The sequence below is a fragment of the Hymenobacter arizonensis genome, from assembly GCF_900115775.1.
GTDB classification, from domain to species: domain Bacteria; phylum Bacteroidota; class Bacteroidia; order Cytophagales; family Hymenobacteraceae; genus Hymenobacter; species Hymenobacter arizonensis.
Genome location: NZ_FOXS01000002.1, coordinates 813,952 through 838,372, shown reverse-complemented (window position 1 = coordinate 838,372; position 24,421 = coordinate 813,952). Strand labels below are relative to the sequence as shown.

Genomic DNA, 24,421 nt, shown 5'->3' with positions numbered 1-24,421 from the left:
TGCAATACTAACCTCAAACGTACTGCGCCACGTTCCTATTTCATCAGAAAGGCTTTCAGCTGTTCGTAATCAACCGCCAAAGGCACACTTCGTTTGGGGCGATTTTGCAGCTGGGCCACCGCGTCCGGCAATGGAATGGCCTGGCCCAGAATCGGCTCCACCACATCGGGAAACTTAACCGGGTGAGCCGTGGCTAACACCAGTCCCTGGGTGCCCGGAACCTGGGCCTGGTAGCGGCGCAACGCCGTGTGGGCCACGGCGGCGTGAGGCTCCAGCAGGTAGCCCTCGCGGGCCCACACCTCCCGCATGGCGGCCACCGTTTCGGCATCGGTCACGGTGTCGGCGCTGAGGGCGGCTCGCAGCTTGGCCAGGTCGTTGTTGAAAAGCGCGAGCACGCGCACAAAGTTGCTGGGGTTGCCTACGTCCATGGCGTTGGAAAAAGTGGGCACGGCCGGCCGCGGCGAGTAATTGCCCGTGCGCAGGTACACCGGCACGGGGTCGTTGGCATTGCAGGCGGCAATGAAATGCCCCAGCGGCAGCCCCGATGCCTGCGCCAGCAGCCCGGCGCACAGGTTGCCAAAGTTGCCGCTCGGCACCGACACCACCGGCGCGGGCGCCTCGGCGGGCCACTGTTGCCAGGCAAAGCAGTAGTAAATCTGCTGCGGCAGCCAGCGCGCCACGTTGATGGAGTTGGCTGAGGTAAGGAAGCGTCGCTGCGCCAGCTCCCGGTCCTGAAACGCCTGCTTCACTAGGGCCTGGCAGTCGTCGAAAGTACCGCTCACTTCCAGCGCCGTGATGTTCTGGCCCAGGGTGGTAAGCTGCTGCTCCTGCACCGGACTCACCTTGCCCGAGGGGTAAAGTATCACCACTTCCACGCCGGGCACGCCCAAAAAGCCGCTGGCTACGGCGCCGCCCGTATCGCCGGAAGTGGCCACCAGCACCGTCACGGGCGGGGTGTCGCCCTGCCGGGCAAAATGCCCTAGGCAGCGGCTCATGAACCGCGCGCCCACGTCCTTAAACGCCAGTGTAGGCCCGTGAAACAGCTCCAGCGCCGATATGTCGCCCGCCATCGGCACCAGCGGAAACTCGAAGTCCACCGCCTCGGCGCAGATGCGCTGCAAGTCGCTTTCCGGAATAGTAGTGCCCACGTACGGCCGCATCACGTTCAGCGCCACCGTGGCCTTGCTCAGGTTGCGCAGCTCCCGCAAAAAGCCCGGCTGAAACCGCGGAATGGTTTCGGGGAAATATAGCCCGCCGTCCGGTGCCTGCCCGGTAACGGTGGCCGTGCGAAAATCAACCGGAGGCGACTGGTGGCGGAGGCTGTGGTACTTCATTTGGGCAGTTACGGTGAGCAGTGAGCTAAAGGAACATCATGTCGAGCGCAGCCGGGACATCTCGCCCGGGGCACTAGCCCAATCATTCAACGAAGCGAGCGGGATGTCCCGGCTGCGCTCGACATGACGTTGTATAAAACCTTGCAACGGGCCAGCAAGCTTTTTAGGCTTCCGAAACAACCTTCGCTCCTTCGGTGGCCACGGGCCCTACATACGTGTTGAACTCTATGCCGAGTTCGGCAAAAACGCTACCCATCGCCGTGCCAACGGCTTGCGCAATGGCTTCCGACTTGTTCAACATAAAAATAGAAGGCCCCGAGCCCGAAATCCCGCCTCCAATCGAGCCCACCGCCATGGCACGCTTGCGCGCTTCTGCCAGGCCGGGGATGAGCGGCAGCCGCGCCGGCTCCACGATGTAGTCTTCCATTGAACGGCCAATCAGGTCGTAGTCGGCCGTCAGGAAACCGGCTACCAGCCCGGCCACGTTGGCCCACTGCCGCACGGCCAGGCCCAAGGGCACGGCCGCAGGCAGCACCTTGCGAGAGTCGCTGGTTTTCACTTCAATCTGGGGATGCACCACGGCCACCCAGAGGGGCGGCGCCGGCAAGGCCAGGATATCCAGCGCCGGCTCCAGAGCGCGCACCACGGTGAAACCACCGAAAATGGCGGGCGCAATATTATCGGCGTGGCGGGCTCCGGAAGCCACCATTTCGCCAGCCATGGCAAAGTCAACCAGCTGCATTTTAGTGAAGCGGTTGCCCAGCAATGCGTTGGCGCCCACCACAGCACCGGCCGCACTCGCGGCGCTACTCCCCACCCCACTGCCGGGCTTGATGCCTTTGATGATTTCTACGTCGAACCCAACTTGCTCGGGCACTTCCGCCAGCAGCGAGAGTATTGCCACGCCGGCCACGTTGTGGGCCGGGTCGGTGGGCAGGTTGTAGCCGTCGAGGTGCTGAATGCGCACGCCCGGCTCGGCGGTGCGACGGATACGAATGGTGTCGTAAGGGGCAGCCAGGGCCAGGCCAAATACATCGAACCCGCAGCCCAGATTAGAAAGCGTAGCGGGGGAGTGAACCAGAACAGAATTGAGCATGAAATCGGCAAACAGTTAATGTTTATCAGTTAACAATGAGCAAGTGATATCTCATTATAATATGATAAATGTTAACTGTTAATTGTTAAATGATTTAAAGCCGAGCGGCGCGCACAATGTCGGCAAACACGCCGGAGGCTGTGACTTCGGCCCCGGCCCCAGCGCCTTTCACCACTAGTGGCAGCTCGTCGTAGCGGTCGGTGTGAAACAGCACCACGTTGTCTTTGCCGCGCAGGTCATACAAATCGTGGCCGGGCGGAATTTGTTGCAGGCCCACGGCGGCGCGGCCCTCGGCGTAGCGGGCCACAAACTTGAGGCGCGCACCGGTGGCCTGCGCCGCGTCGAACAACGCCCGGAAGTGCGCCTCGTGCGCAGCCAGTTGGGTGTAAAAGGCTTCCACATCGCCTTCCAGGCAAGCCGGCGGCAGGAAGGTTTCGATTTCAATGTCGCTCATTTCAATTACCTGGCCGGCTTCGCGGGCCAGAATCAGGATTTTGCGAGCCACATCGGTACCACTTAGGTCGAGGCGCGGGTCGGGCTCGGTGTAGCCTTCGGCCTGGGCCTGGCGCACCACTTCGGCAAAGGGCCGGCTGCCGTCGTAGTTGTTGAACACGAAGTTGAGCGTGCCCGAAAGCACGGCCTGCATGCGCCGCACCACGTCGCCGCTGCGCATGAGGTCGTTCAGGGTGCTGATGACGGGCAGGCCGGCGCCCACGTTGGTACTATAGAGGAAGCTGGCGTTGAATTCTTTAGCCAAGCTTTTCAAGCGGGCATAATTGGTGTATTCCGACGACGCGGCCACCTTGTTGCAGGCCACCACGGCCACGCTTTTCTCTAGCAGGCTGGCGTAGCAAGCAGCAGCCGCGGCGTTGGCTGTCACGTCCACAAAAATGGAGTTGCGCAGGTTGCGGGCAATGATAAGCTCGGTGAGGTCGGTCAGGCTCAGGGGCGGCGCTTCGGCCAGTGCTTCGGGCCAGGCGGCTAGGTCCACGCCCTCTTCGTTCACTAGGCAATGGCGGCTGTTGGCAATGGCCACCACGCGCACCTGCAAGCCCAGGTGTTCGAGCAGGTGCGCCTGTTGTCGGGCCAGCTGCCCGAGCAGCTTGCCGCCCACGTTGCCCGGCCCCAGCAAAAACAGGTTCACCTGCTTGTAAGTGGCTTCAAAAAAGGCCTCATGCAGCACGTTGATGGCCTTGCGCACGTCCTCGGCCCGAATAACCGTGGAAATATTTTTCTCGGAAGCGCCCTGGGCAATGGCCCGGATGTTCACGCCGTTCTGGCCCAGCGCCCCAAACAGCTTGCCGCTGATGCCGGGGTGGTCCTTCATGTTTTCGCCCACCAGCGCCACAATGGCTAGCCCACGCTCGGGCCGTAGCGGCTCGATGCGGCCGGCGGCAATTTCCACTGCAAATTCCTCATCTACCGCCACCTGGGCCGGCGTGGTGTCGGCTGCGTTCACACCCACGCAGATGGAATGCTCCGACGAGCTTTGGGTAATGAGCACCACGTTGATGCGCTCCCGGGCCAGGGCCGCGAACAACCGCATTGAAAAGCCCGGAATGCCCACCATGCCGCTGCCTTCCAAGTTGAGCAGCGTAAGGTTGCCGACGCTGGAAATGCCCTGCACCGATGCCGACGTGCGGGGCGGCTCCACTTCCACCAGCGTGCCGTAATCGTCGGGCGCGAAGGTGTTTTTTATCCAGAGCGGAATGCCGCGCTTCATCACCGGCTGAATGGTGGGCGGGTACAGCACCTTGGCGCCGAAGTGCGACAGTTCCATGGCTTCCTGGTACGAAATGCGTGCTATGGGCCGCGCGCCGCGCACCAGGCGCGGGTCGGCGGTCATCATGCCGCTCACGTCGGTCCAGATTTCCAGTTTGTCGGCCCCGAGCGCCGCGGCCAGCAGGGCGGCCGTGTAGTCGGAGCCGCCGCGGCCCAGCGTGGTGGTGGTACCATGGGCATCGGCGGCGATGAAGCCAGGCACTATCCACGAAGCATTCGGGTGTTGGGCTTGAAAATCTTTTACTAGCTTTTCGGTGGCTAGAACATCTACTTCCGCGTTGCCAAAACGTGAGTTGGTGCGAATAAGCTGGCGCGCATCGGCCCACACCGCATCGGGCTGGAGCCGGTGAAAATGCAGCTCCACCAGCTGCGACGATAGCAACTCGCCGTAGCTCATTAGCCGGTCCAGGGTGCGGCTCGATAACTCCTGGAGTGCCGCAACGCCGTCGCAAAGGCGGTGTAATTCCAGAAAACCGTCCGTAATCAAGGCCGTGGCGTTGTCGAGAGGTGCCGGGGGCAGCTGTAGTTCCTCGGCAGCTTCCAGGTGCCGCTGTTCGAGCTGCTGCAAAATGTCTTGATAGGCCACATCACCTTCGGCGGCCGTTTTTCCAGCTTTAATCAGCGCATCGGTAGTGCCTCCCAAAGCCGACACTACTATCACCACCAGGCCATTCTCCAAGGCCCTCAGGGAGATATCACAGCTTTTGCTGATATTTTCGGCGGAGGCCACGGACGTCCCCCCAAATTTTAACACTTGCATACACGTGGGCCACGGGGCAGATATTCGGTGAAGGCGCTGAATGAACGTCCGCCCTACATAGCGGTGTTTAGATTCAGTACCTTTGCAAACTAAAGACTAAATACCGAACACCCGATGCTTGATAAACTAGAAGCCATCAGCCAGCGCTACAATAACGTGAACGAGGAGCTGATGCAGCCCGACGTTATGTCGGACTTGAAACGTTACAAGGCGCTCAACAAAGAGTACAAAGAGCTAGGCAAGATTGTGGCTGAGTATCGCAACTATCAGGGCGTGCTCAGCAACATCGAAAACGCCCGCCAGGTGATATCCACCGAGAAGGACGAGGACTTCCGCCAGATGGCCAAGGACGAGCTCGACGAGCTGCAGCCCGAGCAAGAGCGGCTGGAAACCCTTATCAAAGACCTGCTACTGCCCAAGGACCCCAACGACTCGAAAGACGTCATCATGGAAATCCGGGCCGGCGCGGGCGGCGACGAAGCCGCCCTCTTTGCCGGTGATTTGCAGCGCATGTACATGCGCTTCGCCGAAAAGCAGGGCTGGAAAATGGAGCTCATGGATGCCATGGAAGGCACCGCCGGCGGCTACAAGGAAATCATTGTGGCCGTGCGCGGCGAGGACGTGTACGGCAAGCTCAAGTTTGAAAGCGGCGTGCACCGCGTGCAGCGCGTGCCGGCCACCGAAACCCAGGGTCGTATTCACACCAGCGTGGCGTCCATTGTGGTAATTCCGGAAGTAGAAGAGTTCGACATCGAGCTGAACATGGGCGACATCCGCAAGGACTATTTCTGCTCCAGCGGCCCCGGCGGCCAGTCGGTAAACACCACGTATTCGGCTGTGCGTCTCACCCACTTACCCTCCGGCCTAGTAGCCCAGTGCCAGGACCAGAAGTCCCAGCTTAAGAACTTCGACAAGGCCCTGGCCGTGCTCCGCTCCCGCGTGTACGACATGGAACTGGCCAAGAAGAACGAAGCCGACGGCCTCGTGCGCAAAAGCATGATTGGCGGCGGCGACCGCAGCGACAAAATCCGCACCTACAACTACCCCCAGGGCCGCGTAACCGACCACCGCATCGGCTACACCGTGTACAACCTGGCCAGCGTAATGGAAGGAAACGTGGACGACTTCGTGGAGCAGCTCCGCATTGCCGAAAGCGCCGAGCGCCTGCAAGAAGGCGTAACCAAGTAAAGTAGAACAGCCAGCTCCCCTCCTTACCAAGGAGGGGATGTTGTCGCGAAGCGGCAACTGGGGTGGTTGTGGGCGTTAGAAGGTTTCCGCGCATCACAAACCCCAGTTTCTCTTTTCAAGCATTCGAATACTTTCGGGCTTCATTGGTCGTTCTACTTCCAGTTCAACGCCCACAACCACCCCAGTTGTCGCTGCCGCGACAACATCCCCTCCTTGGTAAGGAGGGGAGCTGACCGTCTAACGTTCTTCATGCGCTACCTTTTCCCGTTAGTTCTCCTTCTCAGCTGCTTGCTCACGCTCCTGCCCGGCTGCGAACCGAAAGAGAATTTGGTGCAGACCAGTGGGAGCCTGGAGTTCAAGTCAGAATTTCGGACGGATACCGTGCTGTTCGACACTGTATTTACGACCATTAAGACGGTAACGAAGCGGCTCTGGGTTTATAACCGCAACCGCGGCGCGGTGAAGACTGACATTAGCTTGGCGGGGGCGCCGGGGGCGCCGTTTTCGGTGATTATCAACGGCGATGCCCGGCCTTCGGTCCAGGACGTGACTATTCGGGGCCGCGATAGCCTGCTGGTATTGGTGCGGGCCGTGCTCGGCGACAACGGCCTGGCCACTGCGGCCAAGCAATTTCTCGTGACCGATGACTTGCGTTTCCGCACCAACGGCAACGAGCAGACAGTAAAACTGGTGGCTTATGGGCAAAATGCTTACTTCCACCGGGGCGAAATCATCCGGAACAACACCACTTGGCGCACCGACAAGCCACACGTCATTATCAACAGCAGCACCGCCTCGGGTGTGGTAGTTGCCCAGAACGTGACATTGCGTATTCCCAAGGGCGCCCGCATCTACCTGCATGCTGGAGCTTACCTACAGGTCAACGGTACGCTGCTGGTGAACGACCAAAGCGAACCGAATGCCTTTGCGCCCACCGATACGGTGAAAGCCACCAACGCCAATATTGTTCGTTTTCAGGGCGACCGGCTGGAGCCCTACTACGCCGAAATACCCGGGCAGTGGGGTGGCATCGCGTTCACCGGAACCAGCCGGGATAACCGGATTCGCTACGCCGAAATCAAAAACGCCACGTTCGGAGCCCTGGTACTTAGCGCGGATGACCCCGCAGCACGCCGGCCTGACCTAACGGTGGAAAACACCATCATCCGGAATATTTCCGGGTCTAACGTGTCCTTTGCCAACGCTAATGCTTCGACGGGCGCCGGCATCATGAGCTTCTCGGGCACCGTAACGGCTAGGAACTGCCTCTTCACCAACTGCGGGGAGTTTGCCGTGCTAGGCGTGGGCGGCGGGGTCTACAACTTCAACTTTTGCACCTTCGCTAACTTCACTCCTTCCTTCCGGCGCGAAACAGCGTCGCTCACCTTTACCAACGAAGACGCCGCGAATCCTCAGGTTAAGCGCCCCCTCACCCTGAACCTGCACAATTCTATTGTGTGGGGCTCGCTCGAAGACGAATTGTTCGTCAAGAATCACCCGGACTACCTCGCTCTCAGCATCCGTAACTCGCTGCTGCGCACCAAGGAGTACGCCACTACGCCCGCCGTTATCGGGGCGGCTGGCGTAAACCTCCTCAACACCGAGCCGCTCTTCAAGCGTAATTCGTTTACCAACCCTGACTATACCCTGCAGGACAACTCCCCGGCTACGGCACCCCGGCGTCCCGTGTTCGGCACCTTGCTTGCACGCGACTTGCGCAACCTGCCGCGCCTTACAAACGCCCCTAGCTTAGGCGCTACCCCCAGCCTAGGCGCCTACGAGCACAACAAGTAAGCGGCTTCGGCGCACCGGCAAGCGGCCTGGCACTGCGGTGGAGTTATTCTACTTGGCCGGCAGCGGTGTAGTGCAGCGTATCGAACAGCACCAGCTTTTGGGTTCCGACTACCTCATAGCGGCTCAGCTTGCCATTTTGGAGCTGGAGGCGCAGCTGCTTTTGGGCCGAGAACAAGGCGTTGCTTTGCACAATGGTAGCCGCCACCTCCTGGGCCACGGGGCCCTGCTGAACCACTGTTAGCTTCGAAACCGGCGCATTGGGCTGGCCGGGCAGGCGGGTGTAGGTCCGGCGCAGTAGCCCGCCGGGCAGCGCCACCGAATCCACAGCATAAGCCCCGCGCAAAGCGGCTTTGTTGATGTCGGCCTGAAAGAAAATCTGCAGCTCATCGGCCCACTTGACGGTGGGCACGCGCACGGTTTCGGTGGCGTCGCCGCGCAGGCTCACCTGCTTGGTGACTGCCGCCTGGCGCTGCGCCAGCTGCTCCACTTGCTGCGTCATCAGCCCTTTCACATCGAAATACAGCGGACGGCGAGCTGCCGGCGCGGCGGGGCTGGCGTCGCCGCAGCCCGCCAGCAGCACTGCTGCGGCCAGCCCTGCAATCATCCCGTAGCCAGCCACGCGCCTACGCATTCGGGACGCTTGAGGCAGCGGGGCGCAGCAGGCTCTGGCCCGTCATTTCCAGGGGCTGGGGCACACCCATTAGCTCCAGAATGGTAGGCGCCAGGTCGCCAAGCTTGCCATCGGATAGGGTGCCCACGTAGTCGTTATCGACCAGAATGCAGGGCACCAGGTTGGTGGTGTGCGCGGTGTTCGGCGAGCCGTCGGCGTTGCGCATGAACTCGGCATTGCCATGGTCGGCGATGATAATGCAGGCGTAGTTGGCCGATACTGCGGCTTGCACCACGGCACGGGCGCAGGCATCGGTAGTTTCCACGGCTTTCACCACGGCTTCAAACACGCCGGTGTGGCCCACCATGTCGGGGTTGGCAAAATTGAGCACCACAAAATCAGCGGCCCGGGCCTGCAGCTGCGGCACCAGTGCCTCCACCAAGTCGGCGGCGCTCATTTCGGGCTGCAAGTCGTAGGTCGCCACTTTGGGCGAAGGACACATGATGCGCGTTTCCCCCTCAAAAGCATTCTCGCGGCCGCCCGAGAAAAAGAACGTCACGTGCGGGTACTTCTCGGTTTCGGCAATGCGAATCTGGGCTTTGCCATGAGCCGCCAGCACCTCGCCAAGGGTGTTGTTGAGGTTGTCGGTTTCGAACACCGGCGTCACCCCCACAAACGAGTCGTCGTAGTTGGTCAGGGTCAGGTAGTGCAGGTTCAGGCGCGACATCTGAAAGGCGTGCATGTCCTGCTGGGTGAGCACCTCCGTGATTTCGCGGCCCCGGTCGGTGCGGAAGTTGAAGCACAGCACCACGTCGCCCTCCTGAATGGTGGCCAGGGGCTGGCCGTCGGAGCCAGTCTTCACGATGGGCTTCAGGAATTCGTCGGTTACGTCGTCCTTGTACTGCTCCTGTATGGTTTGAATCAGGTTTTGCGAGCGGGTGCCCACGCCGTGCACCAGCAGGTCGTAGGCCACTTTCACCCGTTCCCAGCGGCGGTCGCGGTCCATGGCGTAGTAGCGGCCCACCACCGAGGCAATGCGGGCGCCACTGCGCTCTAAGGACTGCTCCAACTCGTTCACGTAGCGCACGCCGCTCTTGGGGTCGGTGTCGCGGCCGTCGGTGAAGGCGTGCACAAACACCCGGCGCACACCGGCTTCGTGGGCAATGGTGCACAAGGCTTTGACGTGGTCGATGTGCGAATGCACGCCGCCGTCCGACAACAAGCCAATGAGGTGCAGCGGCTTATCGTTGGCAATGGCGTACTCAAACGCCTTCACCAGCGCGGGCATCTGGCCCAGCTTGCGCTCGCGAATGGACTTGCCGATGCGCACCAGTTCCTGGTTCACCACGCGGCCGGCCCCAATGTTCATGTGGCCCACCTCGGAGTTGCCCATTTGCCCGTCGGGCAACCCTACGGCTTCGCCCGAAGCCTGCAGCCGGCTATGCGGAAAACGTTGCAACAGCTCGTGGTAAAAAGGCGTATTAGCCGCGTCTACTGCCGACACCGTTGTATTCTGAGGAATTCCCCATCCATCCAGAATCACCAACAAAACCTGTTTATTCATGCCCCAAAGATACGGCGGACCGGACTATGGGTTGAGATTATCTATCTTCGCAACGCCGTAAACTCCTATATCTTTCGGTTAAAATCTACTGAACAGAAAAATAGGAGTTCTTACTTCCTGGCACCATTTTAGCTTTAAACCCGACGCGGATGACGCACTTATATCTCCAATAATGAAAAGCTATTTTTTTAAGACGCTATTTTTTACTTGGCTATTCCTGTCCGGTGCGGTAGCTGCCAGCGCCCAAGCCGACGACCTTGGCGCCGTTGGTTCGGCCTTGCGCAGTGGTTCTTCCCGGGAATTGTCGCAGTATTTGGCCCCTACCATTGAGGTTGGGTTCGACGGCGATAAAAAGAGCTACAACGCCACGCAGGCCGAGATTGTGGTGAAAGACTTCTTCACCAAGAATACGCCCAGCAGCTTCGAATTCATTCATCAGGGCAAAAGCCAGGAAGGCATTCAATATGCCATTGGCCGCTACACGGGCCGCAACGGCGTGTACCGGGTGTTTGTAAAGCTCAAGCCTTCCAAAGGAGCCCCGCAGATTGACACGCTGGACTTCACGAAAGAATAATTTTTGCATCAGTTTTTGAAAAGCCCCAGCCCACCACGGCTGGGGCTTTTTTATGCCTTCTCTGGGGCCGCAACGCGAGTTGGGCACAGCTCGCGGCCCAACTGCCAAATCCCTTGATTCAGGAACATGGCCAAGGAATACGGTACGGTTTTATTCGCAGAGGCAGGGGCCGTACCTTTGTCCGGTGCAAACTCCCACCCCTTCCTATCTTACCCCCGAAGCGCTGACCACCTTTATCCGCACGGCCCTGGCCGAGGATGTGGGCGACGGCGACCATTCGGCGCTGTCCTCCATTCCTGCCGATGCCCGCAACCGGGCTCACCTGCTGGTGAAGGGCGAAGGCATTCTGGCCGGCGTGGCCCTGGCTCCGCTCATTTTTAAAGAAGTGGACCCGGCACTGACCATGAACGTGCTGCTAACCGACGGAACGCCGGTGCGGCACGGCGACATCGCCTTCACCGTGGAAGGCCCGGCCCGCAGCATCCTCACCGCCGAGCGCCTGGTGCTCAACTGCATGCAGCGCATGAGCGGCATCGCCACCTACACGGCCCACCTCAACACGCTGCTGGCCGGCACCAAGGCCAAGCTGCTCGACACCCGCAAGACCACGCCCAATTTTCGCATCTGCGAGAAGTGGGCCGTGCTCATCGGCGGCGGCGTCAATCACCGCTACGGGTTGTTCGACATGATAATTCTGAAGGACAACCACGTGGACTACGCCGGGGGCGTGGCCCAGGCCATCGCCGCCAGCCGGGCTTACCTGGCCAGCACCGGCCGGCAGCTGCCCATCGAAATTGAAACCCGCTCCCTCGACGAGGTGCGGCAGGCCCTGGACGCCGGCGGCATCGACCGCATCATGCTCGACAACATGGACACCGACATGCTGCGCGAGGCCGTGGCCCTCGTCGACGGCCGCTTCCCCACCGAAGCCAGCGGCGGCATCACCGAGCAAACCATTGCCCGGGTAGCCAGCACCGGCGTCGACTATATTTCCGTTGGGGCCCTTACCCACTCGGTCAAAAGCCTAGATTTGAGTTTGAAAGCCTATTAAAACATCCCGTCATGGAGAGCGCAGCGAAGCATCTCGCTCGCTTCGTTGAATGATTAAATTAATGCTGCACGTGAGATGCTTCGCTGCGCTCTGCATGACGGGCTTCTATACACCTAAGAAAAATGAATCAACCCAACCAACGGGGCGGAGGCGGCGGCTTCCGCCAGTCGCAGCAGGCTTCGCCGCTGGCTATCCGTACCAAGAAAACGCAGTTTGACACCAATACCTACACCCGCATAGCCATGGCCGAGGTGTGGAAAAAGGATTGGGTATACGCCCTGATTCCGTTTGCGCTGGGAGTGCTGCCGGCCATTTTCGTGCACTCGTGGTGGTGGCTGGTGCTGGCCGTGGTGCTCACCGTGCTGTTTGTGCTGTTCCGCTCGGCCCAGATAACCGGCGTGACCCAGATGGAGCAAAGCAAGCCCCTGTTTGAGCGCATGAACTTTGAGATGGACCAGAAGCAGCTGTTGATGCGCGTGGGCCCCGAAAAAGCCATGCAGCTGACCTGGGACATGATTGGCCGCGCCCGCCGCGACTCCGACGCCTACCTGCTTTACCTCAAGCCCGGCACACCGCCCGCGGGCCTGGCGCCCTGGCGCATGTGGCTGGCCCGCACCTTCGACGTGCCGGTGTTTCTACATTTGCCCCTGCGCATCTTCAACTCGCCTAACGACCTGAAGCTGTTCGAAGCCCTGCTGCGGCGCAAAAACCTTTTGCCCACCGAAGCCGGCGTCACAACCGTATAAGCTTGCGCGCCGTTTTTGTCTGAACTACAACCCCTGCTAATTTTTTTCTGATGAAATTGACTAACACCTTGTTGCTGGCCCTGGCCACTGCTTCTCTGGCCCTGTCGTCGTGCAGCAGCGAGCCTTCCGACTGGCGGCCCGACGACAAAGTATCGCTAGACCAGATTGCGCCCGGCACCCGCCCCACCGACAACTTCGACCAGAATACCGAGTACGCGCCCAACCAAGCCAAAGGCGGTGCCATCACCAAGCCCATCAGCTCGGCCGCCGACCTGGACCAGCGCCCGGCTCCGAAAGCTGAGTCGACCATTTCGGCGAATGCCGAGGAAGGCCAGCGCAAGCGTGGCAAACTGAACGACGCCGGCAAGTCGACCCAGGCCGACACCGCCGCCAGCGGCCATCAGATTCAGCGCTAAGTCGCTGGCACTGCTATAATACTCGTTTGGGTGGCAGCTTTGCCCGCCGGCCGGCGGTCGCAAAGCTGCCGCTGCTTTTGAATGAGGAATGAGGAATGAAGCCCGAGGAAGCCACCGTTGCGGTTGGCTCCTGCGCTCTCCATTCTTCGTTCCTCATTCCTCATTCTCTCACGCATGGGGTTTGCTATTTTTCTGCTGCTGCTGACGGTGCTGGGTGCGGGCGCCGTAGCGGCCTGGGTACCAGTAGCGCGGGGCAGCCAGTGGCTGAAGCCGCTGCTGGCCTTCAGCGGGGCGTACCTGTTCACGCTCACCGTGACCCACATTTTGCCCGAGGCGCTGCAAATGCTGCCCGCGCACCCCGAGCGGGTGGGCTACTGGGTGCTGGCCGGCTTCTTTGGGCAGCTGCTGCTGGAAGTCCTTTCGCAGGGGGTGGAGCACGGGCACGTGCACCACGAAGCGGCCCATAGTCCCCACGACACCGGCGGGCGGGTGCCGTTTTTACTGTTGGCGGCACTGGTGGTGCACTCTTTTCTGGAAGGCAGCATTCTGGTGCACGCGCCAGAGGTGGGGCAAATGAGCCAAAACTTCCATGCCATCGTGGCGGGGGTGGCGCTGCACCACGTGCCGGCAGCTTTTGCGCTGGCCACGCTGCTGCGGTTGCGGCTGGGCAGCTTCCGGCGGGTGTGGCCGTGGCTGCTGGTGTTTGCCCTGGCTTCGCCGGTGGGCATTATATTCAGCAACTACGTGGTGCTTTCGCAGCTATTGAGCGGCGGCCTCTACGCGAGCCTGCTGGGGCTGGTGGCGGGCAATTTCCTGCACGTTTCTACTACTATCCTCTTCGAAACCAGCCCCGAGCATCGGCTCAACTGGCCCAAGCTGGGCGCTACGCTAGGCGGACTGGTGCTGGCGCTGGCGGTAGCCTGAAGAGCTTAACAAATTGGTATCAAGCATCAACATTAGCACATCATCCCTTCGGCCAGTTTCCTAAGCTTTGATTCGTAGACGAGTTTCTTAAACTCCTCCAGCCTTGCAGAGCCTAATGGCGCCGAGCTTGGGGCCGTTGCTAGTGGTTTGCGAAAAGGAGCGGATGCTCGAACGAGCTCCTCTAGTTTTTCTTTTTCGATGGGATATCCCGGGCGTGGTTTATGACGCTGTCATAGGGGCGTCCGGAGCGCCGAAAGGCCGCGGTGTCTATTTTCACGGCCGACACCGACGCCGTGCGCGGGGGAGCGGCGGTCCTTTTGGGGGTAGGGACTCCTTTCCCCGGGGGGGTATTAGGTACAGGAGTTGGCGTTGTTTGGGCGGAAGCAGAACCGCATAGGGTCACTAGCGTCATGCCAAGTAGGAAAATAGGGTTGGGTTTCATAACCAGGGAAAAGAGGAAAGAGTGAAGATACTGACCATGAGCTGTCTTGACGTTCATTCAAACGGTCAAAAGGTAAACGCGCTTCGTTTACTCTATGAAGGAATATGCTGAAAAGAAATCGACCAGCATATTCCCGCATGTAACTCATTGTGCTACAGGGCTAATTCGCAGGAATTCAAGTAGCAGGAGCGAGATAAAACCAGTCCCTTTGCCCTTCGCCTGGCTGTTCACATTTCCTCGAGCGGCCCGGCGCCGCGCAGAAAATTCTCTAATTGCCGGGCGCGGGCCCGCTCGTAGTCCAGGGCAACCTGCAGGCGCACCAGTTGCTGGCGCATGGTCAGGATGATGTCCAGCGCCTCTGGTGCCAAGCCCAGCTCGTGGTGCAAGCGGGCCAGGCGGGGCAGGTCGTCGGGCTCGTCAATGATGACGGCATCGGGCACCGGGGCCGGGCGCAGCAAGCCAGCTTGCAGGAAGTCGTGCAATTCGGCGGCGCTCAGGCCAAATTGGGCCGAGCATTCTTGATAGGTGAGGGTGAGAATACGCGTTTCCATAGCATCGGAACAGTAGGTTATTCTTCGGCAGGGCGGAGCGCCGCCAGCTGCTGCACCAGCTCTTTCTCTTGGGCAGTCAGGTTTTGGGGCAGCGTCAGGTTGAGCCGTAGGTAAAGGTCGCCGAACTGGCCGGGCTGCTTGTATACGGGGAAGCCCTTGCCGCGCAGGCGCAGGCGGGTGCCGTTCTGGGTTTCGGGCTTGAGCTTAATTTTGACCGGGCCGCTCAGCGTGTCCACCGTTTGCTCGCCGCCCAGCAGGGCCTTGTAGATGCTCACGGGTACGTCCTGAGTGAGGTCGTCGCCGGTGCGGGCGTAGCGGGCGTCGGGCTGAATGCGGAAGGTGATGAGCAGCGAGCCGTTGGGACCGCCGTTGCGGCCGGGACCACCTTGGTCGCGCAGCCGGATGGTTTGCCCATCGGCCACGCCGGGCTGAATGGTAAGGCGCAGGTTCCTGCCGTTTACCGTGATGGTGCGCGGGCCGCCGTGGTAGGCTTCTTCCAGGGTTAGCTCCAGCTCGGCCTGCAAGTCGGGGCCGGCTCCGGGGCGGCTACCACCGGCGCGCCGGCCGCCCATGTTGCCAAAGAGGGAACCGAAGAAATCCGAGAAATCCTCCCCGGCCTCAAACTGGCCACTGTCGCCACCGCCCTGGGTATACTGGCCCCAGTCGAAGCCCCCGCCGGACTGGCCGGCGCGGCCCGCCCCTTGCGGCTGCTGCTGGTAGCGCTGCCAGTCGGCGCCAAACTGGTCGTACTTCTTCCGCTTCTCAGGGTCGCTGAGCACCTCGTGCGCCTCGTTCAGCTCTTTGAATTTTTGCTCAGCGCCCTTGTCGTTCGGGTTCACATCGGGGTGGTGCTGGCGGGCCAGCTTGCGGTACGCCTTCTTGATTTGCTCAGGCGTGGCCGTTTTTTCGACCCCCAATACCTTGTAATAATCTCTGTAATCCACGGAGTTGATGGGTTAATTTATCCATTAAGCAGCAAATTACTGGCCAGGGCCTGGTCAGCCCGGTTCGTTGTTCCGCGCACAGAATCTGTTAACGGAATCGGTTTCAAAAAAGCCGGGCCACACCCTCTGGTTTCGCCGACAGGAAGCATTAGCTCAACCGTTGGTCTTTTTCCGGGGTGCCGATACGACGCTAAATAGGGCCACTACGAATTTCACCTACGGTTTGGCCTTGTACAAAAGAAGCCGAAGAGGGCGTTAGCGTTCGAGTTTGGACGATTTTGCTTGAACGAAAGGCTTCCCAAAAAGTTAACGAAGCATGAATTTTAAACATGGCCTCAATTTTGCACTTTTTATTATGGCAATGCGAAGCAATGAGTCTAAAAGCAATAACTTGCGCCGTATTTATCTCTTGCCCAACTTTTAGCCTTCGTTACTTTTAACTACTTCTTCTTTTTTATGACATCTCGATTCACTTTTAGCCTTATTCTCTCGATAGCACTCCTGACCGGAGCCGTCGCGCAAGCCCAAACGCGGGTACCACCGCGCCGCCCCGGTGCGGTCGCTCCACGGCCACGGGCAGCAGCCACCGGCGTTGGGCTGAAAGACGGCCTGACCATGCAAAACGGCCGGGTTGTGCTCACCGAGCTGGGTGTTACCAATCCCCTCACCGCCGATAAGAAGCTGGTAAACGGTACCACCATTTCGCCCGCCGGCCTCGTAACCGCCACCGACGGCACCACCACCCAAATAACCGAAGGCGACCAAGTGTCGCTCACCGGCCGCGTCACTTCCCGCCGGTCCATTGTGGAAGCCGATAGCCTGCTCAAAATCAAAACCTACGACCTGAAGTACCCCGGCAAGCGCAAGAAGATGGAAGAGGAGGCCGAGCGCAAAGCCAAGGCCAAGGAAAAGATTGCCGAGGAGAAAGCCAAAGCCGCCGAGAAGCGCGCCAAAGCCCGCGAGAAATCCAAGCGCTAGCTGCCTATCGGCTACTGCGCCCGCGCCTAATTCGCCGCCATGCCCTCGGGCTGGCGGCGATTTTTTTGCGGTAGTCGGCAAGCGGCGCAGGGCGGGTGCGGCCCTTACCTTCGCTCCCCCAATTACTTCCGGCCCATGCTCTTTTATACCCTCATTAAGCCCGTGATGCAGGTGGCGCTGCGGGTATTTTTTCGGCGCATTGAGGTCCGCCACCGCGACCGGCTTTCCATGGCTGGGCCGCTGCTGTTTGCCGGCAACCACCCCAATACCCTGATGGACCCGCTGCTGGTGGGCATCAACAGCCGCCAGCCGGTGGCGTTTCTGGCCAAGAGCACGTTTTTTAACAACCCCATCACGCGGGCCATCCTGGAGTCGGGCAATTCCATTCCCATCTACCGGCGCCAAGACGCGGAGGCCGGGGCCGGACCCACCACGCCCGAGCAGCTCGCGGCCCAAAACGAGGCCAGCTTCGGCCGGTGCTACGACTACCTGGGCCGGGGCGGCACCATCATGATTTTTCCGGAGGGCACCAGCGTGAGCGAGCGCCGGCTGCGGCCCCTCAAAACCGGGGCGGCCCGCATTGCGCTGGGTGCCGAGGCCCGGCATCAGTTCAAACTGGGGCTGCGGGTGGTGCCCATTGCCATCAACTACTTCGACCCCACGCGCTTTCGCTCCGACGTGCTGCTGAACGTGGCCCCGCCCATTGCCGTGGCCGACTATGCCGACCTCTACGCCCTCGACCCCGAAGCCGCCGCCGAACAACTCACCGAAACCATTCGCGAGGCGATGGAGCGCCGCTTAGTCATCACGCGCGACGCCGCCGAAGACGACTTCGTGCAGCAGATTGAGCGCACCTTTGGCGACCACCTCAACCCCGACGACGACCCCGACACGCTCTTCGATAACTTCCAGCTGAGTCAGACCTTGCTACAAGCCCTGGCCTGGTTCGAGCAAAATGCCCCCGCCCGGCTGGTGGCCATGCGCCAGCAGCTGCAAGCCTACCGCACCACCCTGCGCCAGCACGGCCTAACCGACGAAGCGCTGGAAGGCCAGCGGCGCGGCACCATCGCCGGCTTGCTCAACCTAGTGCTGGGATTTCCCGTGTGGGCGTACGGGTTGCTTAACAACTACTTGCCTTACAAATTGCCTTCCATGGTGGCTCAGCGTGCAACCAAGGAGGTAGAGTTTGTGGCGCCCATCATGCTGGTGGTGGGCATGATAACCTTTCCGATGGCCTACGCCCTGCAGGCCACTGCCGTGCACCATTGGCTCACGCACGACTGGCGCCTGACGACTCTTTACGTAGTCAGTCTGCCCCTCACGGGCTTCTATGCACTGAGCTATTGGAAGACCCTGGCCGCCCGTGTGGAGCGGCTGCGCGCACTGCATCTGTTCCGGCGCGCTCCAGCCGTGGGCGCTGAGCTGCTGGAGCAGCGGGCTGCTTTAGTAGCCCAACTGGAAGATGCCCGAGCCGCCTACCAGGCCCGAACACTGCCGCGCTAGCAAGCGGCCACGAGTGTTACCCCGTAATTGCGAGCAAGCCCATGCCCAGCAGCCCCGCCAGCAATGCCGCTAGCAGTGTGGGCAACAGGTTGTGGGCCAACACGGCCTTGTAGTTTTTGATGTTGGCAACGGAGGCAGCGGCAATGATATTGAACAGACAAACGGCGTTGCCCAGCGAGGCCCCGACCAGCTGCAGGGCCAGCACCACATTGGAGCTGATGCCGAGCGAGACCGCGGCTTGCTGCTGCGAAGCCCCAAAAACGAGGTTGGAAATGGTGGTGCTGCCGGTAATGAAGGTTCCCATTATTCCGATGAGAGGTGCAAACACGGGGTATAGCTGGCCCAGGTGGCTGAGAAGCTCCGCGATGTAGCGCACCATAGACGGCTGCGTGACGCCCGAATAAATCATGAGCTGCGCAATAAGCACCGATGGGAACAGCACTACAAACACGTTGCCCATCTTGCCGAGCGGCTCTTTCAGGGGCAGCGATGGAAGTTTACACACCAACGCCACGCCCAACCCCACCGCCACAAACGGCAGAAAAGGCGACTGTAGTGGCTTAATACCTCCCCGAATGCCCGACCCAAACAGGTCTTCAAACGCCAATTCCCAGTCCAGGAACTGCCTCATAGGCGGAAGCAGCTTGGGCAGCAGCAGCACTACAGCCAGCACGGCGTAAGGCAGCCAGGGACGCAGGTCGAGCTTGACGCCGCGGGGCTTGAAGTACAGCACCGATAGCCCCAGCATGACCAGCGCGCCAAACACCGTTGCCAGCTCGGGAGCCAACCAGGCCAGCCCGCAGAAGGGCAGCATCAGGAAGGCATAAAGCATTAGCACCAGCCGCTTGTTGGCTACCGGTTCCTGCGCCTGGCCCACCAGGCGAAACACTAGCGCCAGCACCAGCAGCCCCACTCCGCTCATGAGCAAGGCCGCCGTGAGGCCGATGGTATTAACATCGGCCGCTGCCAGGCCCAACGGCGCTTGCAAGCCGATGAGGATGGGTGTGCCCACGGCCCCAAACAGCGCAAACAGTCCGTCGAACAGCAGCACCACCGACACCGACAGCACAGCCTCAAACCCCAGCGCTATCAGGATGAGCGGCACAATGGCGCCAGGCGTACCAAAGCCCGCCACGCCTTCAAAAAAGGCCGTGAGGCCGATGGCCAGCAAGAAAAACCGCAGCTCTTTGGACGGGTGCAGCTTATCGAGCGAGTGTGTGAGCTGCTCAATCAGCCCGGTGTGCTGCATCACGGTGTAGAGGAAAATTGCTCCCAGCACCGTCAGCAGAATGTTGATGGTAGTGAGCATCGACACCACCACGGCCCCCAGGTAGTGCCCACCTCCCGCACCCCAGTAAAAGAACAAGCCCGAGGTCACCACGCTGCTCACGAGCACTGCCGGCTTCATACCCTTGGTCAAGGAAATCACGACCAGCAGCAGAATGGGCAGCAGCGCAAGCAGGTAAATCATGCGGACATCGTCAGGGGAGAAAATGAATGGTTAAGCCGGACCGCTATGCGTGCACGGCATTAGCCAGCTCCTTCTTCTCCGCAAAGTCGGTGATGTTTTGCAGGGTAATCTGGGCGATGTTGTGCATGGCATCGGCCGTGAAAAAGGCCTGATGTCCGGTGATGAGCACATTATTGAAGGACAACAGCCGCATAAACACGTCGTCCTGAATCACCTTATTGGAATAGTCTTCGAAGAAAAGGTCGCCTTCCTCTTCGTACACGTCCAGGCCCAGGTACTTAATTTTCTCGCTCTTTAGGCCCTTGATTACGGCCTTGGTGTCGATAATGGCGCCGCGGCTGGTGTTAATCAGCATCACGCCGTCTTTCATCTTGGCGACGGCGTCGTTGTTAATCAAGTGGTGGGTTTCGGGCGTGAGCGGGCAGTGCAGCGAAATGATATCGGACTGAGCATAGAGGCTGTCGAGGTCGGTAAACTCCACACCTATCTCTTCCACCTCGGGGCTGTTTTGGATGTCGAAGCCCAGCACGCGGCACCCAAAGCCCTTCAGGATGCGAGCCGTGGCCAGCCCAATGGTGCCCAGCCCGATGAGGCCCACCGTGCGGCCGTGCAGGTCGAAGCCCAGCAGGCCGGTGAGGGCGAAGTTGCCCTCCCGCACGCGGTTGTAAGCCCGGTGCGTTTTGCGGTTCAGGGTCAGAATCAGGGCTAAAGTATGTTCGGCCACGGCGTAGGGCGAGTAGGCGGGCACCCGCACCACCTGCAGGCCGAGTGCGGCAGCGGCTTTCAAATCCACGTTGTTGTAGCCGGCGCAGCGCAGGGCCAGCAGCTCTACCCCGGCCTCGGCCAGCTGCTCCAGCACCTCGGCATCAACCCGGTCGTTCACGAACACGCACACGGCCTGTGCGCCCTTGGCCAGCATGGCGGTTTGGGCATTCAGGGGCACGGCTAGAAACCGTAGCTCGTGGCCAAATTGGTCGTTGACCTCCGTAAAGGACTGCTGGTCGTATTGCTTGGAATTGAAGAAGGTAACTGTCATAACAGAATGCGTTTATCGGGCGCGAAAGCCGCGGCGGCTGATGGAATTATCCGCAAAGGTCTGCCAACGCCAGCACCCAGTCCATGACCTTTGTCACGATAACGCCTGATTTTTACGAAGCTACACCTCGCCTAACCTACCGCAGTAGCACCCCCGCCAGCAGTGCCGCCCCCACAATGAACACCGAGGGCACTTTTTCCGAGAGCAGCACCAGGAACGTGGTGCCTATCAGCAGCGGGTTGAGGGGCAGGGTGTCGATGGGCCCCAAGTGAAACGGCAAACTCAACTCCCGGTCGGGCAAGGGGTGGTAGAGCAGAAACGTGGCCGCGCACACCAGCCCGGCACTAACGGCATTGATGCCTTCCAGCGACGCCTGCACCACGCGGTACTGCCGCAGCCGGTCCCAGAAGCGGATGACGAAAAATATCAGAAACGTACCCGGTAAGAAGATGCCGGCCGTGCCCACCAGCGCCCCCACCACCTGCATGCCGGGCCCGCCAGCCGGCCGCATGGCCAGCGCCCCAATGTAGGCGGCTATCGAAAAGTTGGGCCCCGGCATGGCCTGCACCAGCCCCAGTCCCGACAGAAATTCCGGAGCCGTGAGGTAGTGCTTGAACTTCACAAACTCGGCAAAGAGCAGCGGCGCCAGTACCTGCCCGCCCCCAAACACCAGCGAGCCGTTGCGGTAAAAGTTCTCGAACAGCCGCACCGGCAGCAGCCGGGTGTAGTGGCCCAGTACCGCCGCTCCCAACAAGATGCCCAGCCACAGAAAGAAATTGGCCCATTCTACCTGCAAGGGCTTTTTCTCCTGAATAATGGCATGCTTGCGGTAGCGCACCGTGGTCACGGCGCCGCCGGCCAGCAGCAGCAGCGGCAGTATCCAGGGCAGCTGGAAGAAGTAGGCCATCATGGCCGAGGCCACCATCAGGCCCACGGCCGTTTTGGTATGAATGACTTTTTCGGCAATGCGGTAAGCCGAAAACGCCACGAAACCCACGGCCACGGGCTGCACAAACTGCACAAATGCCCCCACGCGCACCGGGTCGAGGTGGCTGAGGGTGAGCGCCGCTATTGTCATCAAGGTCACGGAAGGCGCCATCCACACCAGCAGCGTGAGGTAGGCCAAGTTGGGCCCGCCCAGCCGAAACCCGATAACCGTGATGGTTTGCGTAGAGGTGGGGCCCGGCAGCAGGGCACACAAGGCCTGAAGCTCCAGCAGCTCGGCCGTGCTGATGTAGCGGCGCTTGTCGACAAGCAGCCGAAACATCATAGCTAGGTGCGCCTGAGGGCCCCCAAAGGCTGTAAAGGCCAAGGCCGCCACGTCTTTTAAGAAGATAATACCCCGTACCCGTCGCGTGCGTTTGCCCGAGCGCCGGGCCGGTGGCGCCAGCGAAACCGGGGTGGAAGGGGTCGAAAGAGGCTGCACAAGAATGAAAATTACCTACAACCGAAGGTAAGACAAACAGACAGGTACTGATGATTGCCGAAAGCGCATTCCCACCGCACAAGGCAGTCATCATTGCTATGAGAAAAGTTTCCTACCGCCCAAGCGCCCCAATTCAAGCAACTTATCATCAACGCTTTAAATTATAAGTATCTAAAAATGCAGCAGATATACTTAGTCCAACTAAGATTAAATACAGAATCAAAATGGCGCTTTATCTGGTCGTTTTAGGGGTAAATTCTTCCTTGGAGGCCACGTAAAGGAAGGTGGCTTCGGCCAAGCATCATCTTATCCACATCCTCCAATCAGTTAACTATTTATGAAACGCAAATGGATTTCTTTGGTGACGGGCGCTGCCTTGTGCACGTCACTTGTCTTGGTCAATGCCTGCAAAGACGACAACGACACTAAGCCCAACACCACAAACGGCTCTACCAGTGGCTCTACTTCGGGTAGCACCAGTGGTTCTACCTCGGGTACCACAACGAGCGGCACCACAACCGGCACAACTACATCTGGCACGACAACTGGTGGAACTACGAGCGGCTCAACCTCTGGTTCTACTACTGGCAGTACAACTTCCGGTACGACAACGGGTGGCACGACAACCGGCGGTACAACGACTGGCGGAACTACGACTGGCGGAACTACGACTGGAGGAACAACCAGTGGCACGACAACTGGCGGCACCACCGGTAGCACAACCAGTGGCAGCACCACCGGTAGCACGACCGGCAGCACTACTTAACTACTGCCAACCTACACAAAAAATCCCCTGGTTCTTTAGCCAGGGGATTTTTTGTGTGGAAACGAGGCCGGCTTTAACCTAAATTCGGTTTATGCAGGCGTGCTGCTTTTTGCCAAGTGAGGCCACAGGCGCAGGCAAGGAACACTACCAAGCATGCCTACCAAGCAAGGCTTTTCCACGTCCTGCAACGCCGCCACAAACCGAGAGCGTGCCCACATAGCGGTGAAGCTCCTGCTCCAGAGCGCCTCTGATACCCGACATCACACCAACAAGCCAAAAGTTTGTCACATAGCACTTTCACACATCATTATGGACTCTGCTTCGGCAAGAAAACCATCCGACATCGTGGCTAGTGAGCACTGAAGTCGTGCTACTACTGCGCTTTGGGGCTGTCTGGACTCAAAAAAAGCGGCCTGTCTGGTAAGACAGGCCGCTTTCAGAGTATACTGAATGGAACCTTATTTCTTCTTAAGGCCCAGCTCGATGAGGCGCTCGTTCAGGAACTCACCGGCAGTGATGTCGGCTTCCTTCTTGGGGTTTTCCTCGGTCACGCAGTGCTCCAAGGCTGCCAGGCTCATTTCGGAGCGTGGGTGCATGAAGAACGGAATGCTGAAGCGCGAGGTGTTCATTTTCTCGCGGGCGGGGTTCACCACGCGGTGAATGGTCGACTTGAGTACGCCGTTGGTGAGGCGCTGGAGCATGTCGCCTACGTTCACCACAATCTGGTCGGGCAGGGCCGTGATGGGAATCCACTTGTCGTCGCGGCGCTTCACCTGCAGGCCGTCGGCGCTGGCACCCATGAGCAGGGTAATCAGGTTGATGTCGCCGTGTTCGGCGGCGCGCACCGCGTCGGCGGGCACGGCGTCAGGGTTTTCAATGGGGAAGTAGTGAATGGGGCGCAGAATGCTATTGCCGTGCTTCACTTTGTCGTCGAAGTAATTCTCGGGCAAGTGCAAATACAGGGCAATGGCGCGCAACACGTCCTGACCGGCACTTTCCAGGGTGCGGTAGGCCGTGAAAGTGCTTTTCTGGAAGCTGGGCACTTCCTCGGGCCAGATGTTGGCGGGGTATTCGTTCTTGATGGGGTCAGTGTCGTCTTCCACCTCCTGGCCCACGTGGTAGAACTCCTTCAAGTCGCCGGTGTTGCGGCCCTTGGCGTGCTCCTTGCCCTTGCTGATGTAGCCGCGCTGGCCCGCCAGCTCGGGGTTTTCGTAGCGCTGCTTGGCTTCGTCGGGCAGTTGAAAGAAGGCCTGCACGTCGGCGTACAGCTGCTTGGTTTGCTCGTCGTTGAGGCCGTGATTTTTCAGGGCTACGAAGCCAATGTTTTGGTAAGCCTCGCCGAGCTGCTGCACGAAACGGGCTTTGCGCTCAGGGTCCCCGGAACGAAAATCGGCCAGGTCGAGCGAGGGAATTTGGTCAAGAAGTTGGTCTTGCATGGAAAATTTAGGTTTACTTTGAGGCAAAT

General features: G+C 59.9%; 21 protein-coding genes. 9 read left to right on the top strand and 12 right to left on the bottom strand.

What is annotated here, in order from left to right; genetic code table 11:
* Positions 1-35 precede the first annotated feature (35 nt).
* From thrC to thrA, 3 genes are all read right to left on the bottom strand, one after another.
* Positions 36-1,334 (bottom strand): threonine synthase, encoded by a 1,299-nt coding sequence (gene thrC / locus BMZ66_RS09900; RefSeq protein ID WP_092671856.1) that lies wholly within the window; start codon positions 1,332-1,334, stop codon positions 36-38.
* A gap of 163 nt (positions 1,335-1,497) precedes the next feature.
* Entirely contained in the window at positions 1,498-2,430 is a 933-nt protein-coding gene (locus BMZ66_RS09895; protein ID WP_092671853.1) for a homoserine kinase, read from the bottom strand.
* A gap of 94 nt (positions 2,431-2,524) precedes the next feature.
* A complete protein-coding gene (gene thrA, locus BMZ66_RS09890) occupies positions 2,525-4,972 on the bottom strand; it encodes a bifunctional aspartate kinase/homoserine dehydrogenase I (RefSeq protein ID WP_092671850.1) in 2,448 nt (815 codons plus the stop codon).
* Between the two features lie 114 nt (positions 4,973-5,086).
* Here thrA and prfA point away from each other — a divergent pair, with 114 nt between their 5' ends.
* Both prfA and BMZ66_RS09880 read left to right on the top strand, forming a co-directional pair.
* On the top strand, positions 5,087-6,160 hold the full coding sequence (prfA, locus tag BMZ66_RS09885) for a peptide chain release factor 1 (protein WP_092671847.1): 1,074 nt from the start codon (positions 5,087-5,089) through the stop codon (positions 6,158-6,160).
* Positions 6,161-6,409: 249 nt separating this feature from the next.
* Positions 6,410-7,954 carry a hypothetical protein gene (locus tag BMZ66_RS09880; RefSeq protein WP_143080134.1) on the top strand — a complete coding sequence of 515 codons (1,545 nt, stop codon included), beginning with the start codon at positions 6,410-6,412 and terminating at the stop codon, positions 7,952-7,954.
* Between the two features lie 43 nt (positions 7,955-7,997).
* Here the strand turns inward: BMZ66_RS09880 and BMZ66_RS09875 are convergent, their stop codons facing one another.
* Together BMZ66_RS09875 and gpmI are read right to left on the bottom strand one after the other, a co-directional pair.
* Positions 7,998-8,585: a hypothetical protein gene (locus tag BMZ66_RS09875; protein ID WP_092671841.1), complete on the bottom strand. Its 588-nt coding sequence runs from the start codon at positions 8,583-8,585 to the stop codon at positions 7,998-8,000.
* Positions 8,578-10,128, bottom strand: a complete 1,551-nt coding sequence (gpmI, locus tag BMZ66_RS09870) for a 2,3-bisphosphoglycerate-independent phosphoglycerate mutase (protein ID WP_092671837.1) — start codon at positions 10,126-10,128, stop codon at positions 8,578-8,580. The genes BMZ66_RS09875 and gpmI overlap by 8 nt, the downstream gene beginning before the upstream one ends.
* Positions 10,129-10,300: 172 nt before the next feature.
* On the opposite strand from gpmI, the gene BMZ66_RS09865 reads away from it, so the two are divergent.
* The 5 genes from BMZ66_RS09865 to BMZ66_RS09845 all read left to right on the top strand — a co-directional run bounded on the left by BMZ66_RS09865 (position 10,301) and on the right by BMZ66_RS09845 (position 13,839).
* On the top strand, positions 10,301-10,702 hold the full coding sequence (locus tag BMZ66_RS09865) for a DUF4783 domain-containing protein (protein ID WP_092671834.1): 402 nt from the start codon (positions 10,301-10,303) through the stop codon (positions 10,700-10,702).
* Positions 10,703-10,886: 184 nt separating this feature from the next.
* Positions 10,887-11,753 (top strand): carboxylating nicotinate-nucleotide diphosphorylase, encoded by an 867-nt coding sequence (gene nadC, locus BMZ66_RS09860; RefSeq protein ID WP_234795054.1) that lies wholly within the window; start codon positions 10,887-10,889, stop codon positions 11,751-11,753.
* 122 nt (positions 11,754-11,875) lie between these two features.
* Positions 11,876-12,499 carry a hypothetical protein gene (locus tag BMZ66_RS09855; RefSeq protein WP_092671828.1) on the top strand — a complete coding sequence of 208 codons (624 nt, stop codon included), beginning with the start codon at positions 11,876-11,878 and terminating at the stop codon, positions 12,497-12,499.
* Between the two features lie 50 nt (positions 12,500-12,549).
* Positions 12,550-12,915 (top strand): hypothetical protein, encoded by a 366-nt coding sequence (locus BMZ66_RS09850; RefSeq protein WP_092671825.1) that lies wholly within the window; start codon positions 12,550-12,552, stop codon positions 12,913-12,915.
* Positions 12,916-13,089: 174 nt separating this feature from the next.
* Entirely contained in the window at positions 13,090-13,839 is a 750-nt protein-coding gene (locus BMZ66_RS09845) for a ZIP family metal transporter (RefSeq protein ID WP_092671822.1), read from the top strand.
* A gap of 669 nt (positions 13,840-14,508) precedes the next feature.
* On the opposite strand, the gene BMZ66_RS09840 is transcribed toward BMZ66_RS09845, so the two are convergent.
* Positions 14,509-14,832, bottom strand: coding sequence for a chaperone modulator CbpM (locus BMZ66_RS09840; RefSeq protein WP_092671819.1), 324 nt, complete (start codon positions 14,830-14,832; stop codon positions 14,509-14,511).
* A 17-nt stretch (positions 14,833-14,849) separates the two neighbouring features.
* Positions 14,850-15,776, bottom strand: coding sequence for a DnaJ C-terminal domain-containing protein (locus BMZ66_RS09835; protein ID WP_092671816.1), 927 nt, complete (start codon positions 15,774-15,776; stop codon positions 14,850-14,852).
* A 456-nt stretch (positions 15,777-16,232) separates the two neighbouring features.
* Between BMZ66_RS09835 and BMZ66_RS09830 the strand changes: the two genes are divergently transcribed.
* Entirely contained in the window at positions 16,233-16,754 is a 522-nt protein-coding gene (locus BMZ66_RS09830; protein ID WP_143080133.1) for a DUF6799 domain-containing protein, read from the top strand.
* A gap of 135 nt (positions 16,755-16,889) precedes the next feature.
* The gene (locus BMZ66_RS09825; RefSeq protein ID WP_177204671.1) at positions 16,890-18,257 is read left to right on the top strand and encodes a lysophospholipid acyltransferase family protein; all 1,368 of its coding nucleotides are present in this window, start codon (positions 16,890-16,892) and stop codon (positions 18,255-18,257) included.
* Positions 18,258-18,273: 16 nt separating this feature from the next.
* Here the strand turns inward: BMZ66_RS09825 and BMZ66_RS09820 are convergent, their stop codons facing one another.
* The 5 genes from BMZ66_RS09820 to BMZ66_RS09800 all read right to left on the bottom strand — a co-directional run bounded on the left by BMZ66_RS09820 (position 18,274) and on the right by BMZ66_RS09800 (position 24,392).
* Positions 18,274-19,728, bottom strand: coding sequence for an L-lactate permease (locus BMZ66_RS09820; RefSeq protein ID WP_092671806.1), 1,455 nt, complete (start codon positions 19,726-19,728; stop codon positions 18,274-18,276).
* A 43-nt stretch (positions 19,729-19,771) separates the two neighbouring features.
* Complete coding sequence (locus tag BMZ66_RS09815) at positions 19,772-20,764, bottom strand: 2-hydroxyacid dehydrogenase (protein WP_092671803.1); 993 nt, start codon at positions 20,762-20,764, stop codon at positions 19,772-19,774.
* A 136-nt stretch (positions 20,765-20,900) separates the two neighbouring features.
* Positions 20,901-22,190, bottom strand: coding sequence for a chromate efflux transporter (gene chrA, locus BMZ66_RS09810; protein ID WP_439645760.1), 1,290 nt, complete (start codon positions 22,188-22,190; stop codon positions 20,901-20,903).
* A gap of 327 nt (positions 22,191-22,517) precedes the next feature.
* Positions 22,518-22,730 (bottom strand): hypothetical protein, encoded by a 213-nt coding sequence (locus tag BMZ66_RS25525; protein WP_177204670.1) that lies wholly within the window; start codon positions 22,728-22,730, stop codon positions 22,518-22,520.
* 684 nt (positions 22,731-23,414) lie between these two features.
* Complete coding sequence (locus tag BMZ66_RS09800) at positions 23,415-24,392, bottom strand: isopenicillin N synthase family dioxygenase (RefSeq protein WP_092671800.1); 978 nt, start codon at positions 24,390-24,392, stop codon at positions 23,415-23,417.
* Positions 24,393-24,421 lie beyond the last annotated feature (29 nt).

Bases quoted from the DNA above. Each gene is read 5' to 3' on its own strand.
- BMZ66_RS09865 (WP_092671834.1), top strand. From the start codon at position 10,301: ATGAAAAGCTATTTTTTTAAGACGCTATTTTTTACTTGGCTATTCCTG.
- BMZ66_RS09825 (WP_177204671.1), top strand. From the start codon at position 16,890: ATGCTCTTTTATACCCTCATTAAGCCCGTGATGCAGGTGGCGCTGCGG.
- BMZ66_RS09815 (WP_092671803.1), bottom strand. From the start codon at position 20,764: ATGACAGTTACCTTCTTCAATTCCAAGCAATACGACCAGCAGTCCTTT.
- BMZ66_RS09840 (WP_092671819.1), bottom strand. From the start codon at position 14,832: ATGGAAACGCGTATTCTCACCCTCACCTATCAAGAATGCTCGGCCCAA.
- BMZ66_RS09800 (WP_092671800.1), bottom strand. From the start codon at position 24,392: ATGCAAGACCAACTTCTTGACCAAATTCCCTCGCTCGACCTGGCCGAT.
- gpmI (WP_092671837.1), bottom strand. From the start codon at position 10,128: ATGAATAAACAGGTTTTGTTGGTGATTCTGGATGGATGGGGAATTCCT.
- BMZ66_RS09850 (WP_092671825.1), top strand. From the start codon at position 12,550: ATGAAATTGACTAACACCTTGTTGCTGGCCCTGGCCACTGCTTCTCTG.
- thrA (WP_092671850.1), bottom strand. From the start codon at position 4,972: ATGCAAGTGTTAAAATTTGGGGGGACGTCCGTGGCCTCCGCCGAAAAT.
- BMZ66_RS09875 (WP_092671841.1), bottom strand. From the start codon at position 8,585: ATGCGTAGGCGCGTGGCTGGCTACGGGATGATTGCAGGGCTGGCCGCA.
- prfA (WP_092671847.1), top strand. From the start codon at position 5,087: ATGCTTGATAAACTAGAAGCCATCAGCCAGCGCTACAATAACGTGAAC.
- BMZ66_RS09830 (WP_143080133.1), top strand. From the start codon at position 16,233: ATGACATCTCGATTCACTTTTAGCCTTATTCTCTCGATAGCACTCCTG.
- thrC (WP_092671856.1), bottom strand. From the start codon at position 1,334: ATGAAGTACCACAGCCTCCGCCACCAGTCGCCTCCGGTTGATTTTCGC.
- BMZ66_RS09895 (WP_092671853.1), bottom strand. From the start codon at position 2,430: ATGCTCAATTCTGTTCTGGTTCACTCCCCCGCTACGCTTTCTAATCTG.
- BMZ66_RS09855 (WP_092671828.1), top strand. From the start codon at position 11,876: ATGAATCAACCCAACCAACGGGGCGGAGGCGGCGGCTTCCGCCAGTCG.
- BMZ66_RS09820 (WP_092671806.1), bottom strand. From the start codon at position 19,728: ATGATTTACCTGCTTGCGCTGCTGCCCATTCTGCTGCTGGTCGTGATT.
- BMZ66_RS09880 (WP_143080134.1), top strand. From the start codon at position 6,410: ATGCGCTACCTTTTCCCGTTAGTTCTCCTTCTCAGCTGCTTGCTCACG.
- BMZ66_RS09845 (WP_092671822.1), top strand. From the start codon at position 13,090: ATGGGGTTTGCTATTTTTCTGCTGCTGCTGACGGTGCTGGGTGCGGGC.